Genomic DNA, 16,992 nt, shown 5'->3' with positions numbered 1-16,992 from the left:
TTTCCTCAATCCAGTTGACCGAATCCGAAATCAAGCAGCTTATGCGAGTCCTTCCACACCTTATCGCTTGTCGAATGGAGCACGACGGCAATCAGATGGCGGCCATCCCGCACCGCCGACGACACGAGACAATACCCCGCCTCATCCGTAAAGCCGGTCTTTATCCCAGTCGCTCCTTCATAATAATATTCGCTCCCTTTTTGCAGCAGCTGATTGCGGTTGACCAATCCGGACACTTCACCCTGCGCTCCAACCGAGGCCGGGGTCACCTCCGCATACGTCATGCGAACAATCGCGCGGAAATGCTTGTTCTTCATCGCCTCTTGGGCAATAATTGCCAAATCATAAGCCGAACTGTAATGATCGGGATCATTCAGACCGTGCGGATTGTTGAAATGAGTATTGCGCAGCCCCAACTCCTCAGCCCGGTCATTCATTAAACGAACGAACACCTTCATCGCCTCATCAATGTTCATATCCGGATCGCCGCTTTCCTGGCGTCCAATCTGGACCGCGATCGTGCGCGCCGCATCATTGCCGGATGGCAGCATCAGCGCTTCAATCAGCTGGTACCAGGAAATTTCCTGACCCGGCTGCAACCCCGCCGTGCTCTCCCCCGGTTCTTTAAGAAGGACCTCCGCACCCACTTCCACCGTCTCATTACCCTGCTTCCGCTCCAGACCAAGCAGCGCCGTCATCATTTTTGTCGTGCTGGCAGGCGCCTTCCGTTCCTGATCATCTTTGAAAAAGAGCACCTTCCCCGTATCCGGATCAATGACGATCGCCGCCTCTGCTTCCAAGTCATAATGTGCGAACAACCGGTTATCCCTTTCCGGCTGCAATTCAGCCAGAGCACTCTTCAAAAACTGCTTAACCCCCAAAGCCGACGGCTGCGCCCAAAACCATACCCCCACAACCAAAACCGCTCCTAACAACACCCACCGCTTCTTCTCGACTGGTTTCATCATTTATCTCACCTTCAACTCATTATCGTTCTTAGAATGATCCTCATTCTATAGAACCTCGCTTAACATAGTTGTAAGCAATAATGAACAAAACATAAGAAACTATGAAGAAAATATGAAGCCCCTCGGAACCTGTTCCTGTTCCTGTACCTGTACCTGTTCCCCTTTTCCCGATACAGCACAATCCCCTTTTTGTGTTTGTGTCCCTCCTGCTCGCCCTCCCATCGGCTCAGGGTCGCTTCTCACATTCACTTGCCGTCGCGGCAATCAATCTCCTACTCCTAGCTATGCAGAGTACCTCTGCACCCTTACAGCAAGTCTCCCAATCACTCAGGTTGCCCTTGCACACGCCCTATGCCGAATCTCCCCGACGCTAAGCAGTGCACTTACAACGCCTTACGGTGAATCTCCCGATCACTCAGGAGCGCATTACAACGCCTTACGGTGAGCCTTCCCGATCGCTCAGGAGCGCATAACAACGCCTTACGGTGAGCCTCCCAATCATTCAGGTAGGTATTGGGCAACGCCTTGCAGCGATTCTCCCAATCGCTCAGGAGTGCATTTGGGCAGCGCCTTACGGAGAGTCTCCCGATCATTCAGGAATGGATTTGCAATGCCTTTTGCTTCTCTCAATTACACAAGGAGGCTTTTACACGCCTTATGATGAACTCCCACTGTCCCAGAAGTTCTTTGCACGCTTTTGATGAACCTCCCAACTACTCAGGCAATTAAGGTTCAAAACAATGGTCTTCATGTAACGAGGCTCGTTCTTGTTTTATTTTTTCATACCAAAACTCCACTTGACATGGAAACATATGTTTGGTAGGATTGACATAAGAACATATGTTTGTTTTTAATCTGTAATATAGGAGGGGTGCTCGGATGATTGGTTGGACGAACGCCGGTACGTTGGAGGAGTTGGCGGGTCGGTTCCCTACAGAAGACTCATGTATTCCTGCCCTGTTTGCGCTGAAATGGCCTCATGGCTACCGCTGCCCGAACTGCCGGCATACCCGTGCCTATGTCATCCGGACCCGGCGCCTTCCTTTGTACGAATGCAGCGCTTGCCAGCACCAGACATCCCTAACCGCTGGCACGATCATGGAGGGCAGCAGAACCTCCCTCCGGAAGTGGATAGCCGCGATATGGCTTGTCTCTCGTCGGGATGAAGGTATTAATGCGGTCAAGCTGAGCTCTATTATTGAGGTTACCTACAAGACGGCATGGGCGATGCTCCATAAGATTCGCACTGCGATTAGTTGTGTTGACGAGCAAGAACAGCTCGAGCATAACGTTCATGGCTTTATCGCCTATTACGGCAGCAGCCGCCAATATTCCTGTTTCGAGCTGACGGCACAGGAACATCCGCTTATCGTGGCAGCCTCGCTGGCCCCAGATGGCCAGGAGCAGGAATATAAGATGAAGCTGGTCAACCGGCAGCATATGTCCGGTAAGCTGCTGCTTCCTTCGGGATGCGATGACTTTATTGAACAACATGTATCGGCGCTGACCGCTGCAATCTCAATTATCCGCCAGCGGTTTCGAGTCAAGCACAATAGTCCCCTATATACTGTGTTCCGGCGAGCAAAGCGTTGGCTATGCGATACGTTCCGCGGGATAAGCGGCAAGTACCTGCAGCATTATTTAGATGAATTTTGTTACCGGGAAAATGCAATTGCCCGACACGCAGCCGAATGGGGGCATTTGGCTGAGATATGCTGTGCCAGAAATGGGGCTCGGGAGCGTTATTTGAGGCGGGCAAGCTCATTACGAGGCCGCTCTCGATATACGGCGGCTGCGTGAATCTATTCGCAGGGAAGCGGATACTGCTTATCACTCGTGAATCCAATAAATCATTAAAGTTACCGTTCCTCATGAGCCGTAACTAATTTGAAGTCGATATTTTAGGTGGGAAATAATTTATGGGATGTAGTATCGGAACTTATTTCGTATTGGGATTTTGACATGATGCGGATTCTCGTATAATGAAGCTATTACCCTGCTCAAATTCGGCGTGTACCCTTTTCCTATTTATCTTCCATCATCATAATCGTATCGCATCCTTGTTTCTCTGTTTGGCACGTAGACATACTAGTGTGCTATTATCATTCCGCTTTTCCTAAGCGACTTTTCCTGAACGACGGGGATACCGATCAAAAGAGCCATAGAAGCAATAGAATCGTAGAAGCGATAGAAGCTTAGAAATAATAGAATCGTAGAAGCAATAGAGCCGTACAAGCAATAGAGCGCAGCAGCAATGAATCAAAGACCTCGCCTCCACACCCCACAAACCAACGCCGCCAAGTCAACAAAAAAGCAGCGCCCCTGGCACTGCTTTGACCATCTTATTCGACTTATTCGGGCGCAGTGGCTGAGGCGCCCTGCCCGGATGCGCCGTCTGCTTGACTCTTATAAGCAGGATCAGGCGGATCGATTCGCGGAAGCTCGATAATGAACAGCGTCGCCTGGGATGAGCTCTCGGCACGGATGGTTCCGCCGTGAAGCTCGATAATCGTCTTGGCGATCGCAAGGCCGAGTCCGGAGCCGCCGGTTTTCTCGGAACGTGATTTTTCGACGCGATAGAAGCGATCGAAGATATGAGGCAGATCGTGGCTCGGGATGGGGTCACCCGCATTTTTGACGACAATTTCCACCTTGTCTTTCTCTTGACGGAGATGAAGCTCCACGACGCTACCGCTGTACGCATAATGCGTCGCATTGGACAACAGATTGTCGAACACGCGCACCAGTTTGTCCGGATCGGCATTAACCCAGCATTTGTCTGTATTGCTGCTCATTTGCAGCGTTAATCCAGCCTGTTCCATCGGGTACCGGTAATGCACGCACAGCTGGCCGGCCATCTCTGACACGTTCATCGGCTTGGTGCGCAAGGTCATGCCGCCGTTCATCCGCGTATATTCGAACAGATCGTTAATCATGACATTCAGCCGCTCGGCCTTTTCATATGCAATATGAATATAATGCCGCAGCTCCACTTCATCGCGATAACGATCCTGCTCAACCAGCCCCAAATAGCCGAGAATCGAGGTGAGCGGCGTCCGCAGATCATGCGAAACGCTCGTAATCAGCTCATTCTTCGTCCGTTCCGCCAGCCGTTCTTCCTCGATAGAGTTCTTCAATTGGTAGACCATGTTATCAATGTTTTTGGCCAGACGCCCGATCTCGTCATCGGTCGTAATATTGCACCGCTGATCGAAATCCCCATCGGCAATATGCTGCACCGTCTCTGTAATCCGCTCAAGACTGGCAATAAGTTGGCGGTTCAGCAGCACATAGAAGAGGATGAACAGGATTATGCCCGTAATCACCATCGTAGGCACAACACCCAGCTCAAACGCCAGGAAGTTGATGATTCGGTACGTAACAGGCTCCTTCAGCTCCCGAATCACACCAGCCGCAAACATGAGCAAAACTAGACTCATAAGGGTAAGCAGCAGGGTAAGCACGAACCTAAAGAGCAGCTTCCAACGGATACTTTTAGCCCAATGCTTGTTCAATCTTATACCCTACTCCCCATACGGTCTGAATATACTTGTCGCCATGGGCCTCCAGCTTATCCCGCAGCTTGCTGATATGAACCGCTACTGTATTGTGGGAACCGTTGAAGTTCTCCTGCCACACCCGTTCGTACAACTCCTCGGCGCTGTAGACTCTTCCAGGATGGCTAGCCATCACATAGAGAATTTCGAATTCCATCGAGGTCAAATGGATCGGCTGCCCGTTCACCCGAACGGAATGTGTCGCCTTGTTGATCTCAAGATCCTGAATGCGGATGACTCCGGCAGGCTCGGAACCGGCCTGGATATGAGCGTTCAACTGATACGTGCGGCGAAGGAGCGACTTGACGCGGGCCACCAGCTCCAACGGGTTGAACGGCTTCACCATATAATCATCCGCGCCGGTCATCAGTCCCATAATTTTGTCCATGTCCTCTGCTTTGGCGCTCAGCATGAGAACCGGTGTCGCCTGCTTTTCCCGAATCTTCAGACAGACGGACATCCCGTCCAGCTTCGGCATCATGATATCCAGAATGACCAGGTCCACCGGATCCCGTTCCAGCACCGACAAAGCTTCAACCCCGTCATGCGCCTTGAGCAGTTGGTAGCCTTCGTTCCTTAAATATATTTCAATTAAATCGGCAATCTCCTTATCGTCATCCACAATTAAAATGCGGGTCACATTCGAACCTCCTCGCTATGTTCGTGAACCTTTCGGCTTTAGCATAACAACATCACAGGGCTGAATTCAAGCATACCCGGCAATTGCCACAAGCCAAGCCGGCCCCGCAAGTCCAATCTAATGACAAGTATGCCGTGCTATGCCGCTCCCCGGATCGCAAAAAATCCTGCGCCGCGCAAAGGCGACACAGGATGGCCCTACAAGCCCTTAGGCAACGCATTCGATTAGAATGCCGGAGCGCCCACCGCTTCCAGCCAAGCCTTCGCGATCAGCGCGTGGCCCGCCGGTGTCGGATGCACGCCATCCGGTGCCCAGAATTGCGGTTCGCGGCGGGCGGCCGCCTGCGCGAACAGACCGTCCAGCGGCACATAATAGGCGCCGTATTCACGGGCTAACCGGCGCACAATGTGAATCTTCGGATCCAGATCCTCCCGCCATTGTGTCCGATCAGCTGGCACCGGCAGCACGAACGGCTCGATGAGCACGAGCTGCGCTTCCAGCTCCTTCAAGGTCCGTTCAATAATATCACGGTACCCTGACTCGAATTGCTCGGCCGTCGTCTCATCCTGACGGCTATAGCGCCGCCAGCAATCGTTAATCCCGATGTAAATGCTGACCCATGTCGGCTTCAGCTTCAGGCAGTCTTCCTCCCATCGTGCCTGCAGATCGCATACCCGGTCCCCGCTAATGCCCCGGTTCAGGAACATGACATCGAGCTGCGGGTACATGCTCTGGAACAGACCGGCCGCCATGAAGGCATAGCCTGTGCCCAGATGAGAGGGCAGCTCCCGCTGACGGCCCGCATCTGTGATGCTGTCGCCCTGAAAAAGAACTACATCTCCGTCTTGCATCGTTCGCTTCGGTACTGAGCTGTTCATCGAATCCCTCCATCGATTGGTATGACCATATTCCACGTATGCTTCGCACAATCCAGCAACCAACTGCGGCCATCCCGGGACGTGGCGCGGATTCCGTTGTATTTCTCGCTGCATACCCACCCGTCCATGTCCTTGGCAATCATCATATCTCCTCCTTTACCGTCTGTCCATACAAACGGATCCTGCAAATGTCCGGATTCGAGAAAAATCGCCTCCGAACGGTACGCGGGCGCGGCGTCCAGATACGGAAAGGAGGCGACGCCGAGCGACATCCATCAGTACTCATGCGTTCCGTGCAAATACGCCCTCGGCTTCTACATCAGCGGAACCGATCCGTTTATAGCCGCTCATGCTGAAGCCCCTTCCGATCGGGCAGGCAACCGAAGATGCTGCATCCCGATTCCTCACCTGCAGCTTGGATGGCATCGAATCTTGCGCATCCTGCATACTATATTTTCAAGCTTAAATACTGCATCAGAGCAAAGCAATGGAGTTTTTTAAGATGCATTGTGCCAGATCGCAACAAAAGGGGGGATAATGGGGAAATTCCATGCTGTATAATAGAAGCGATGTATAATTTGGACGGGGAATAACAAAAAATAATCACCACAATAAAAAAAATCATTTCCATTATAATAGGGCACATTTTAGGATAGAAGAACAGCACTCCGCATTCCGTTATGCCGGTTCTCCGGGTGAAGAGAGGGCTCTCGTCCATTTTCCAAAAAACACGAACGTCCTCCTGAGAAAGACAAATCCCAATAAACGAGAACACATGCTGGCATTAGGATTATGCCACGTCAGCTTTCCCTTCCTTACTTCTGCCATCGCCCAAATGTCCACATCACGAAGACGAAAAACATGCGTATAATTGACAGATATTTTCTATTAAAAGGTTTTATAGCCATAAAAGAATAAATTAATGTAATGAAAATTTACACTAAACGTCATATAATCTTTAACTATTTTGTGAATTTCGTAATGTTTGCTATTTCAAAATCCGCACATTCTCAGTATAATGTTTGAAAAGTGTTCCTATAACGCTTGAAAGGATGGGTGATGAGCCTTGGAAATGTTACAACGTGAACAAGCAGAAGTGCTAAACCCGTACGAAATCGTACAAAAGCAAATCGATACGGCTGCGGCAAAATTACAGTTACCCGAGCATGTTACTGAACTTTTGAAAAAACCGAAACGGGTCTTATCGGTGAGCTTCCCTGTACGGATGGACGATGGTACGGTACGGATTTTTGATGGGTATCGTTCCCAGCACAACGATGCTATTGGACCAACAAAAGGCGGCATCCGATTCCATCCGGACGTGACACTGGACGAGGTCAAAGCATTATCGATGTGGATGACATTCAAATGCGGCGTCGTTGGCCTGCCTTACGGCGGGGGCAAGGGCGGCGTCATTTGCGACCCACGCCAAATGAGCAAAGGGGAAATTGAACGGGTCAGCCGCGCGTTCATGGAAGCCATCTCAGATATTGTAGGACCTGAACGGGACATTCCGGCTCCAGACGTATACACGACACCGCAGATCATGGGCTGGATGATGGACACCTACAGCAAGCTGCGCGGACATTATACGCCGGGCGTCATTACAGGCAAACCGATTATTATCGGAGGCTCCCAAGGACGGAATGCAGCGACGGCCCAAGGCTGCGTATATACGATTCAATCGGCGCTTCAAGACATCGGCCGGCCGATGGAGAAGGCCACAGTCGCCATTCAAGGCTTCGGCAACGCCGGACGCATTGCGGCTCGCCTGCTGGCCGACCTCGGCGCGACTATCGTAGCCGTAAGCGACTCCCGCGGTGGAATCTACGCTCCGAACGGACTCGATCTCGACCGCGTCGAGCAGTTGAAGGACGAAGCGACGATTTTGGAATACGGTCAAGATTTCCACGTTTCGAACGAGCAACTCCTTGAACTAGACGTCGACATCCTCATTCCGGCAGCATTGGAAAATGTCATCACGAAGGAAAATGCCCCTCGTATCAAAGCCCGCATCGTCGCGGAAGCAGCGAACGGCCCGACGACACCGGAGGCGGACGCCATCCTGAATCAAAAAGGCTGCATCGTCATTCCCGATATTTTGGCAAATGCCGGCGGCGTAACCGTATCCTACTTCGAATGGGTACAGAACTTGATGAACTACTACTGGAGCGAAGAGGAAGTCCTCGACAAGCTGCAGACGAATATGGTCAAGTCGTACGAAGCGGTACGCGACATGGCCAATGAATACAATACGGACCTGCGTACGGCCGCATACATGATCTCGCTTCAACGCGTTACTGAAGCTATGCGCGCTCGCGGCTGGGTGTAATACATCGCACAGTGAACAGCGAATGAAAAGAGCTATCTTGCAGCAGAATCCATCTGCCGCAGGGTAGCTTTTTTGCTGCAGTCGAGGCTGCGATCCAGCGGCTAACGCTTCCATCATGCGGGGCTCCAATTTTCCGCTTCTCCGATTCATTTGGATCATGGGCGCTATTTTCCTATAATAGGTTATACAGCATGAAGGATGACGCGCCTCAGATAGCGTCGAATTCTGATAAATTCTCATCTAAAGGAAACATATTCATCATGAACACCTTGAACCTACGGACGCGGCGTCCGTTCCAAATGATTCGCGGGGTGCTGCAGGTCTGGAAATATGCTTACCGGCCCTTTCTTCTTTTCGAGCTGTTCTATAAGCTAATGACAATCGGGTTATTCATCCCGTTCATGTCGATCGTCTTCAACAAAATATTGGAGATCGGCGGCTTCGGGGCCGCAGCCAATCATGATCTGCTGCGCTTCGTCCTGAGCCGGTACGGATTGCTCAGTCTCGTCCTGCTCGCTCCGGTGGCGATGATGCTGATTTATACCGAATTCGCCGTTCTTATTTATATCGCTTATTATGGGATGCAAGGCAAAACGGTCCGGCTGCGCGCCGTCGTGCTCAAAGCATTATCCCGCCTTCCTGGGCTGTGGCGCATCGGGATATTTGGCCTGGCGCTATACCTGCTTCTGCTTTTCCCGCTGCTGAATACGGGCTTCGGCTCCTCGCTGCTGCCGAACGTCTCGATTCCGAACTTCATTACGGGAGAACTGATGAAGACCAGCACTGGAACGGCAGCATTTATCCTGTTCTTCACAATCGTCGCCATTCTGAACTTGCTCTGCATCTATGCGCTGCCCATCCTTGTGTTGGAGGATTCGAACCAGTTCTGGCGTGCCTTCGCGAAGAGTGCCCGTCTGTTCTGGAAGAGCAAATGGTCGATTCTCCGGGCTGTCGGCGAATGGGTGCTCGTGTTCGTGCTGATCATCGCCGTCTACATCGCCCTGATCGCGGCGGCGATTGCCATGCTGCCGGAAAGTCTCCCCGAGACAGCCATCGTCACGGTCGGGGGCGTCATCAGCTTCGGGGTCTACGTGATGACGCTCGTCATGACGCCCCTGTTCATCACCGTCGTCACCCGGCTCTATGTCCGGTACGCAGGCAAGAAACACATCTCCCTGCATTCGGACGAGCCGGATATTGCCGGAGGCCCGACCCGGGCGGGAAGACGTCTCTTCGCCTCACAGCATCGCCCGAAGCTGGCCCTGTTCGGCCTGCTCATGCTCATTGCGATCGGCTGGGGCGTCACGGCGCTGCTGACCGACTGGGGCGAAGCGAAAGATAAGTTCGTCATCATCGCCCACCGCGGGAATGTGAACACGGGGGTCGAGAATACGATGGACGCGTTCGAAGGAGCGGTCGAGGCCGGGGCCGATTATATTGAACTGGACATTTTGCAGACGCAGGATCGGAAGCTGGCCGTCATTCACGACCACAATCTGAAGCGCCTGGCGCGGCACAATGTCAATGTCTATGATCTGACTCTGGCTGAGCTGCAGGACATTCCGCTCTTCCAGAACGGATATGCCGGACGTGTTCCTTCGCTGGATGAAGTGCTGGATGCGATGAAGGGCCGGATCCGCCTCAACCTCGAGCTGAAGACACATGGTTATGAGACGCCGGACTATGTCTCCAGCTTCATCGATACGATTCGCCGGCATCAGGCCGAGAATGAGGTTGTCGTGTCCAGTCTCGAGTATAATCTGCTTCAAGAGTTGAAGGAAAAGGCTCCCGAGTTGAAGGCCGGCTATATAATTTACGCCACCTTCGCGCCGCTGAACCGGTTCGATGCCGATTTCTTCGTCGTGGAGGAGGCCTTCGTCACCGCCCGCCTGGTCGCCTCCGCCAAGCTGATCGGCAAGCCGCTCTATGTGTGGACAATTAACGACCCGGAACGAGCGGCCCACTTCTACTCGCTCGGGGTAGACGGCATTATTACCGACATTCCGAAGGAAGCGAGGGAAGCCATCAAGGAGCTTGGCGGGGAACCGGTCTTTTTGCTTAATCTTGAATAGCTGACATAATGCACAATCGCCTCCCTTCGGTCGCACTGACCGGGGAGGCGATTCATATCTTGCCGCTGCCGGAGCAGCTAGAGGATAGGGATACTTTTTTAATGCTCCAGCTTTTCCCGAACGGAAGCCAGCTTCTGCCCGATTGATCCAGCCTTGTCGCGGCGATCGTCGATTTTCACGACGGTCGACACCCGGGAAGCCCCGCCCTGGAATGGGCTCTCATGCAATGCGCGTACCGCCTCGAATAATCGATCCAGCGGCCCTTCAATAATCGTCCCCATCGCCGTCAGTTCGTAGACGATTCCGTCGACCTGCTCGAGGGCACGCTGCATATCGGCGACGTACGAGCTCAAACTCGTCGACTCTGTCCCGATAGGGATGACCGTAATCTCTGCCAGCGCCATAGCGCCATCCTCCCTTCGTGCTCCTGCCTTCATTCTGTATCCTTTTTGCGATGACTTGCCAATCTATTGTCCGCTCAGTCCGACGACGCCCTGCTCCTCATCGAGGCGGATCCTCTCCGCAGCCGGATGCTTCGGCAAGCCCGGCATCGTCAGCACCTGGCCGGTATGCACGACGATGAAGCCTGCACCCGCGGACCAGCGGATATCGCGCACCTCCAGCGTGAACCCTTCCGGGGCGCCGAGGAGACCCGGCCGATCGCTGAACGAATACGGCGTCTTCGCCATGCAGACCGGGAGCTTTGCCGTATCGAACCGCTTCAGCTCTCGCAGCGCCCGCTTGGCGGCGGGGCTGTAGGCTATCTCCGCTCCACGGTAAATGCGGGTGACGATCGCTTCGATCTTCTCTTCGATCGGCAGCTCATCCTCGTACAGCAGCCGGAACCGGCCCTCTTCCTGCGCGTCGGCCAGCCGCACGACGGCTTCCGCCAGCGCCGCTGCGCCTTCTCCGCCCTTCGCCCATGCTTCGGACAGAATCGCCTCCGTTCCAATCTCGCTGCACATCCGCTGAACGGCCTCCAGCTCCTTCTCCGTATCGGCCGCGAACCGGTTCACCGCGACGACAACCGGCACGCCGAAGCTCCGCATATTCTCCACGTGGCGGCGGAGATTAGCAAATCCGGCCGCGAGCGCCTCCGGAGACTCCTGCTCCAACTGATCCTTCGCCAAGCCGCCATTATACTTCAGGGCGCGCACAGTCGCAACCAGGACGACAACCGACGGCGCCAGTCCGCTCTGGCGGCATTTGATATCCATGAACTTCTCCGCGCCCAGATCGGCGCCGAACCCGGCCTCGGTCACGACATAGTCGGCCAGCTTCAGCGCATAGCGCGTCGCCCGCACGCTGCTGCAGCCGTGCGCAATGTTCGCGAACGGACCGCCATGCACCAATACCGGATCCCCTTCCACGGTCTGGACCAGGTTCGGGTAGATGGCGTCCTTCAGCAGCACGCACATCGCCTCGACAGCTTGCAGTTGCGATGCGGTTACCGGCTCGCCCTCATAGGTATAGGCGACCACCATCCGGCCGAGCCGCGTCCGCAGGTCGTCCATATCCTCGGACAGACAGAGCGCGGCCATAATCTCCGAAGCCGTCGTAATCATGAAGCCGTCTTCCCGCACGGCGCCGTTGCCGTCGCCCAGCCCGACGACGATATGCCGCAGCGCGCGGTCGTTCATATCGACAGCCCGCTTCCAGACGATGCGTTCCGGCTGGATGCCGAGCGCGTTGCCCTGATACAGATGATTGTCGATCATGGCGGCCAAAAGATTATGCGCCGACGTAATCGCGTGAATATCTCCGGTAAAATGAAGATTGATGTCCTCCGCCGGCACAATCTGCGCGCGTCCGCTGCCGGTCGCGCCGCCCTTCATTCCCATGCAAGGCCCTAGCGACGGCTCGCGCAGCGCTGCCACCGCCTGCCGGCCGATGCGGTTCAGCCCCTGCGTCAGCCCGATCGTCGTCAGCGTCTTCCCTTCTCCCGCCGGCGTCGGATTCATCGCCGAGACGAGAATCAGCTTGCCGTCAGGCCGATGCGCATTCGCCTCCCATACTTCCTGGCCCAGCTTCGCCTTATACTTGCCGTAGAGCTCAAGCTGCTCTGCCGGCACGCCGATACGGGCTGCAACGTCAACTATTGTTCTCATCATTCGAATAAGCCCCCCTGACTCCTGTCGATACCTTCATTATACATTTCCGTCCCGGACCAAGATATTCACAAATCCGTGACAAGCGTCAAACCGACGGAAAAGTGTTTACGCACACGAATTTCAATTCCGTCATGTCCTGAATCGCGTACTTGACGCCTTCCCGGCCGTAGCCGCTATTCTTGACGCCGCCATACGGCATATGATCGGTGCGGAAGGTCGGGATGTCGTTGATGATAACGCCGCCTGCCTCAAGCTGCTGGGCCGCTCTCATCGCATCCGCCAGATTTGCCGTATAAATTCCGGCGTTCAGGCCGAAGTCAGAGCGGTTCGCCAGCGCAATCGCCTCATCGAGCGAGGCGTAAGGGACAATGGACACGACGGGCGCGAATGTCTCGCGGCACGAGACGTCCATATTCGGCGTCACGCCGAGCAGCACCGTCGGCATGAAATAGCCTCCCTCGCGGCGGCCGCCGCAGGCGATCTCAGCCCCCTGCGCCACGGCCGCGTTCACCCACGCCTCGATGCGCTCCGCTTCGCCCTCGGAAATCATAGCGCTGATGTCGGTGGCCTCATCCAGCGGATCGCCGGCACGAAGCTGCTGTGTCCGCGCCACGAACCGCGCGGTGAACTCGTGGCAGATCGACTCGTGCACATAGATGCGCTGAATAGAGATGCACACTTGTCCGGCGTAGGCGAAGGCCCCCTCCACGCAGCGTGGAATAATCGACTCCAGCGGCACCCCGGGCTCGACGATCAGCGCCGAATTCGAGCCGAGCTCCAGCGTCGTCTTGCGCAGCCCGGCCTTCGCCTTCAAGCGGGCCCCGACCTCCTCGCTGCCCGTGAACGTAATCTTGCGCACGCGCTCGTCCGCGACGACACGGTCGCCGATCACGCGGCCGCTGCCCGTCACGATCTGCAGCGCCCCGCCGGGCAGGCCGGCCTGGCGGAAAATATCGCCCAATACGAGCGCGCTAAGCGGCGTCTGGGAGGCCGGCTTCAACACGACGGCATTGCCGGCAGCCAGGGCCGGGCCGAGCTTATGCGCCACCAGGTTCGCCGGGAAATTGAACGGCGTAATCGCGGCGACGACACCGAGCGGTTCGCGCATTGCGAAGCCGAACCGGCCTTCCCCGCCCGGCGCCGCATCCATCGGGATCGTCTCGCCGTAGAGACGCTTCGCCTCTTCCGCCGCGAACCGGTACGTTGTAATCGTCCGCTCCATCTCGGCTCGCGCAGCCCGAATCGGCTTACCCGCTTCCTGGGCCAACTGCCGGGCCAGTTCCTCCTTGCGTTCGGTCATCTGCTCGACCGCCTTCAGCAAAATATCGGCCCGGGCATGGGCGGGCATCGCCCTCATCTTGACCGCCGCCCGCTGCGCCCCGGCGATCGCCTCCTCCAGCTCGGCCTCGCCGGCCTGGCTGATTCGGGCCAGCAGCGCCCCATCATAGGGGGCGAACAGCGGTGTGGTCTGCTCCGTCACCCTCCACTCGCCGTTAATGAACAATCCGTAGGTCTCAACCTGTGACATTGCTATCCCTCTTTCCATGAACATCAAATCTATTTCTCATTATACATTACTGTGTAAGCGGCAGATGGTTCAGCCTCATGCCTCTATGTTCGGAAGTTGGCAGAACCTGCTAATATGCTGCGGACCTGCATGGTCGATTAAAGTGAAAAATTCTGATGCATCTGTCGGTCTGTCGCAGCCTGTATCTGCACTCTCCCATCGATTCAGGCTCTCCATAAGCTAATCAGTCTCGGGCCACCTATCTCCATACCTCAGCCTCGAAATGATTACATCGTAGATCAATTTTCATTAATGATGCACAAGATTAACGTTATAAAATACCGCTCGGTACTGACAGCAGCCCGAAATGAGATGGCACACTATATTAGAAAAATGGAGCAGGGAGCGCAGACAGGAATATAATGTTACAGATAGATGAGACGAGAGGCTGCTTATCACACTCATGCGATACCTAAGTGACGTAATCTGCGTTTTGCGAGAGGGGGGGAAATTAATGGGGGTTATCGACACGAAAAATGCTCTTCCGGGAACGCATCCCTGAGCGGTTGGGATATTGGACAACAGAAAGCGGATTGACAACAGTCATCCCGCGCCCTATAATTCAGGTATCGACCAAATAGCCAATGTTGGGTATCCAATGTTGTATCAAACCAATCATTATTTATTGCACAATTGGAAGGGAGCTCACGCATTGTGACCGACTTGATTATTCTCTCCTTACTGCGCCAGCGGCCGATGCACGGTTATGAAATTCAACAGACGATCCAGACCAGTCGCGTCGATGTGTGGACAAATGTGTTGTCCGGCTCGATCTATTACTCCTTGAACAAGATGGAGAAAGAAGGGCTGATTCGGACGGAGGCGGAGGAACGGACCGGAGCCCGCCTGCGCAAAATTTATGCCATCACGGAACAGGGCGAGCGGTACTTCAAAGAGAAGGTGCGGGAATCGCTGACTCTTGCGCCCCATTCGGTTAAGTCTGATTTCGTGCTCGGACTGACCTGGATTGACGAGATTCCCCGGGAAGAAGCGAAGCCGCTGCTGGAGCAGAATGTGAAGGAACTGGAGGCAACGCTGGAGCAGTGGAAGCTAGGGAAGGAGATTAAGCGTCAATACGGGCTCCCCCCTATCGCGGAAGCTTCGTTCGACAATGCGATCGCACTGCTGGAGCTGGATATCGCCTATCTCCGCAAAGTCATCGCACTGATGCAGCAGTAACAGGGAGAAATCTTCTTGCCATAGCCTTGCCGTATCATCCGTATTCCGGAACGAGCGGCTTTCCTTTCACGAATATATCCAATATTGGATATAAAACATTGGCTAAATAAAAAAGGAGATGAGCAGTTCATGACCATGCAAGCAAACGTCTTAATCGAAGCGGCGGGGCTCGTCAAAGCGTTCGGACGCCGTACTGTAGTGAACGGCGTGGACGTGACGATTCGGCAGGGGGAGGTGCTTGCCATCATTGGAGCGAATGGAGCCGGGAAATCGACAACGCTTGATTTGCTGCTTGGCCTGCGGCGGCCGGATCAGGGACAGATCAGCTATTGGACCGCAGATCCCTATCGCCATATTGGGCTGCAGCTGCAGTCGACTCCGTTCTTTCCCGGTTTTAACGCTTTGGAAAATTTGCGTATGTTCGCCGCTTTTTATGGCTGCCGGATGCCCGACCGCATTCTGATGGAGCATCTGCGGCGCTGCGGACTTGGCGAGGCCGCCCGAACCGATGCGGCACGTCTGTCCGGCGGCCAACAGAAGCGGCTCGCCATCGCCATGGCGCTTGTGCACCATCCGGCGCTCCTGTTCCTCGATGAGCCGACGGCGGCGCTCGACCCGCGCGCACGGCGCGACATTCGGGAATTAATTCATTCCCTCGCGGAGGGCGGTACCTCTATCGTCTTCACCTCGCACGATATGGAAGAGGTGTATAAGCTCGCGTCGCGCATCATCATGATGAACCGGGGCGTCATTCAGGCCGCCGGGACGCCGGAGGAACTGCTCACGGCATACGAGGCGGACAGTCTGGAGGAGCTGTACCTGCGGCTGGCGGAAAACTGAGCCGTCCGCCCGAATCCACTCTCAAGGAGGAAATTTTAGCGATGATTACGATTTTCCGGACACTGGTCTTCGGGATTTTTCGCGATATTCATACGCTGTTTTGGACCATTGCTTTTCCGCTGGCGTTGTTGGCGGGTCTTGGAATTTATTTCGATGACGCGGCCTATTCCGGGCGGCTGCTGGCAGGCGTACTCACGATGAATGTGCTGTTCGGCGCGACGATGGTCACGGCCTTCTATGTGATGGCCCACCGCAATCGGGGGATCTATAAGCTGCTGCGCGCCACCCCGTTCTCTACCGCGGCGTTCATCGGGGCCATGACCGGCGCGCGGACTGCGCTGACGCTGGTCGTCAGCTGCTGCATCATCACGATGGCCGTCCTCATGCTGGGAGTTACGCTGCATGTTGCGAGTGTCGGACTGATGTTCCTCGTGCTGCTCGTCGGGACGGTGTGCTTCACGGCCATCGGTTATATCGCGGCGAATCTGTCGCGCGACGAGGGCAATGTCAACATGATCTCGAACTTGATGAGCTTCCCGATGCTGTTCACGAGCGAAGCATTCTTTCGTCTGGATGGCGCCCCAGAATGGGTACGCATCATCGCCTCGCTCCAGCCCTTCCACTACTTCGTCAAGGCGATGGGCGCTGCCATTCATGCCGACACAGCGTCCGCCTTGGTCTGGGAGCCGCTCGCCATCCTGGCCGGATTCACCGTGCTCTGCATGACCATTGCGATACTGACCTTCCGCTGGGATGCCGAGCAGGCCGGGGTAAGGCGGAAGCGGCGCACGCACGCAGTGTCCAGCTAGACCATGTCTTCCGTAGAGGAAAAGGCGCCCTCGGCTTGT

The 16,992-nt window shown here is 55.0% G+C and carries 14 protein-coding genes; 6 read left to right on the top strand and 8 right to left on the bottom strand.

The annotated features are described in order from the left end of the window. Positions 1 to 5: 5 nt before the first annotated feature. Entirely contained in the window at positions 6 to 968 is a 963-nt protein-coding gene (locus FLT43_RS18755; RefSeq protein WP_244194322.1) for a D-alanyl-D-alanine carboxypeptidase family protein, read from the bottom strand. An 879-nt stretch (positions 969 to 1,847) separates the two neighbouring features. On the opposite strand from FLT43_RS18755, the gene FLT43_RS18750 reads away from it, so the two are divergent. Then, positions 1,848 to 2,768: a transposase gene (locus tag FLT43_RS18750; RefSeq protein WP_087444139.1), complete on the top strand. Its 921-nt coding sequence runs from the start codon at positions 1,848 to 1,850 to the stop codon at positions 2,766 to 2,768. Between the two features lie 551 nt (positions 2,769 to 3,319). On the opposite strand, the gene FLT43_RS18745 is transcribed toward FLT43_RS18750, so the two are convergent. From FLT43_RS18745 to FLT43_RS18730, 4 genes are all read right to left on the bottom strand, one after another. Further along, entirely contained in the window at positions 3,320 to 4,390 is a 1,071-nt protein-coding gene (locus FLT43_RS18745; protein WP_244194323.1) for a sensor histidine kinase, read from the bottom strand. Between the two features lie 73 nt (positions 4,391 to 4,463). Continuing rightward, positions 4,464 to 5,165 (bottom strand): response regulator transcription factor, encoded by a 702-nt coding sequence (locus FLT43_RS18740; RefSeq protein WP_087444141.1) that lies wholly within the window; start codon positions 5,163 to 5,165, stop codon positions 4,464 to 4,466. A gap of 224 nt (positions 5,166 to 5,389) precedes the next feature. Next, the gene (locus FLT43_RS18735) at positions 5,390 to 6,043 is read right to left on the bottom strand and encodes an SGNH/GDSL hydrolase family protein (protein WP_087444142.1); all 654 of its coding nucleotides are present in this window, start codon (positions 6,041 to 6,043) and stop codon (positions 5,390 to 5,392) included. Further along, positions 6,040 to 6,315: a hypothetical protein gene (locus tag FLT43_RS18730; RefSeq protein ID WP_087444143.1), complete on the bottom strand. Its 276-nt coding sequence runs from the start codon at positions 6,313 to 6,315 to the stop codon at positions 6,040 to 6,042. Before FLT43_RS18730 ends, FLT43_RS18735 begins: the two co-directional genes overlap by 4 nt. Positions 6,316 to 7,115: 800 nt before the next feature. On the opposite strand from FLT43_RS18730, the gene FLT43_RS18725 reads away from it, so the two are divergent. Together FLT43_RS18725 and FLT43_RS18720 are read left to right on the top strand one after the other, a co-directional pair. Beyond that, a complete protein-coding gene (locus FLT43_RS18725) occupies positions 7,116 to 8,375 on the top strand; it encodes a Glu/Leu/Phe/Val family dehydrogenase (protein WP_087444145.1) in 1,260 nt (419 codons plus the stop codon). A 260-nt stretch (positions 8,376 to 8,635) separates the two neighbouring features. Then, positions 8,636 to 10,447, top strand: coding sequence for a glycerophosphodiester phosphodiesterase (locus tag FLT43_RS18720; protein WP_087444146.1), 1,812 nt, complete (start codon positions 8,636 to 8,638; stop codon positions 10,445 to 10,447). A 98-nt stretch (positions 10,448 to 10,545) separates the two neighbouring features. Here the strand turns inward: FLT43_RS18720 and FLT43_RS18715 are convergent, their stop codons facing one another. The 3 genes from FLT43_RS18715 to FLT43_RS18705 form a co-directional block, all read right to left on the bottom strand. Further along, the gene (locus tag FLT43_RS18715; RefSeq protein ID WP_087444147.1) at positions 10,546 to 10,851 is read right to left on the bottom strand and encodes an MTH1187 family thiamine-binding protein; all 306 of its coding nucleotides are present in this window, start codon (positions 10,849 to 10,851) and stop codon (positions 10,546 to 10,548) included. Between the two features lie 63 nt (positions 10,852 to 10,914). Next, entirely contained in the window at positions 10,915 to 12,555 is a 1,641-nt protein-coding gene (locus tag FLT43_RS18710; RefSeq protein WP_174818159.1) for a formate--tetrahydrofolate ligase, read from the bottom strand. Positions 12,556 to 12,643: 88 nt separating this feature from the next. After that, complete coding sequence (locus FLT43_RS18705) at positions 12,644 to 14,086, bottom strand: aldehyde dehydrogenase family protein (protein ID WP_087444198.1); 1,443 nt, start codon at positions 14,084 to 14,086, stop codon at positions 12,644 to 12,646. A gap of 693 nt (positions 14,087 to 14,779) precedes the next feature. Between FLT43_RS18705 and FLT43_RS18700 the strand changes: the two genes are divergently transcribed. The 3 genes from FLT43_RS18700 to FLT43_RS18690 all read left to right on the top strand — a co-directional run bounded on the left by FLT43_RS18700 (position 14,780) and on the right by FLT43_RS18690 (position 16,953). After that, positions 14,780 to 15,304, top strand: a complete 525-nt coding sequence (locus tag FLT43_RS18700) for a PadR family transcriptional regulator (RefSeq protein WP_087444149.1) — start codon at positions 14,780 to 14,782, stop codon at positions 15,302 to 15,304. Positions 15,305 to 15,433: 129 nt separating this feature from the next. Continuing rightward, on the top strand, positions 15,434 to 16,144 hold the full coding sequence (locus FLT43_RS18695; protein WP_087444150.1) for an ABC transporter ATP-binding protein: 711 nt from the start codon (positions 15,434 to 15,436) through the stop codon (positions 16,142 to 16,144). A 41-nt stretch (positions 16,145 to 16,185) separates the two neighbouring features. Beyond that, positions 16,186 to 16,953 (top strand): ABC transporter permease, encoded by a 768-nt coding sequence (locus tag FLT43_RS18690; RefSeq protein WP_087444151.1) that lies wholly within the window; start codon positions 16,186 to 16,188, stop codon positions 16,951 to 16,953. Positions 16,954 to 16,992: the final 39 nt, after the last annotated feature.

The organism is Paenibacillus thiaminolyticus, assembly GCF_007066085.1.
In the GTDB taxonomy this organism is placed as follows: Bacteria; Bacillota; Bacilli; order Paenibacillales; family Paenibacillaceae; genus Paenibacillus_B; species Paenibacillus_B thiaminolyticus.
Note: the sequence above shows the minus strand (reverse complement) of the source record. Positions and strands in the feature narration are given on the sequence as shown.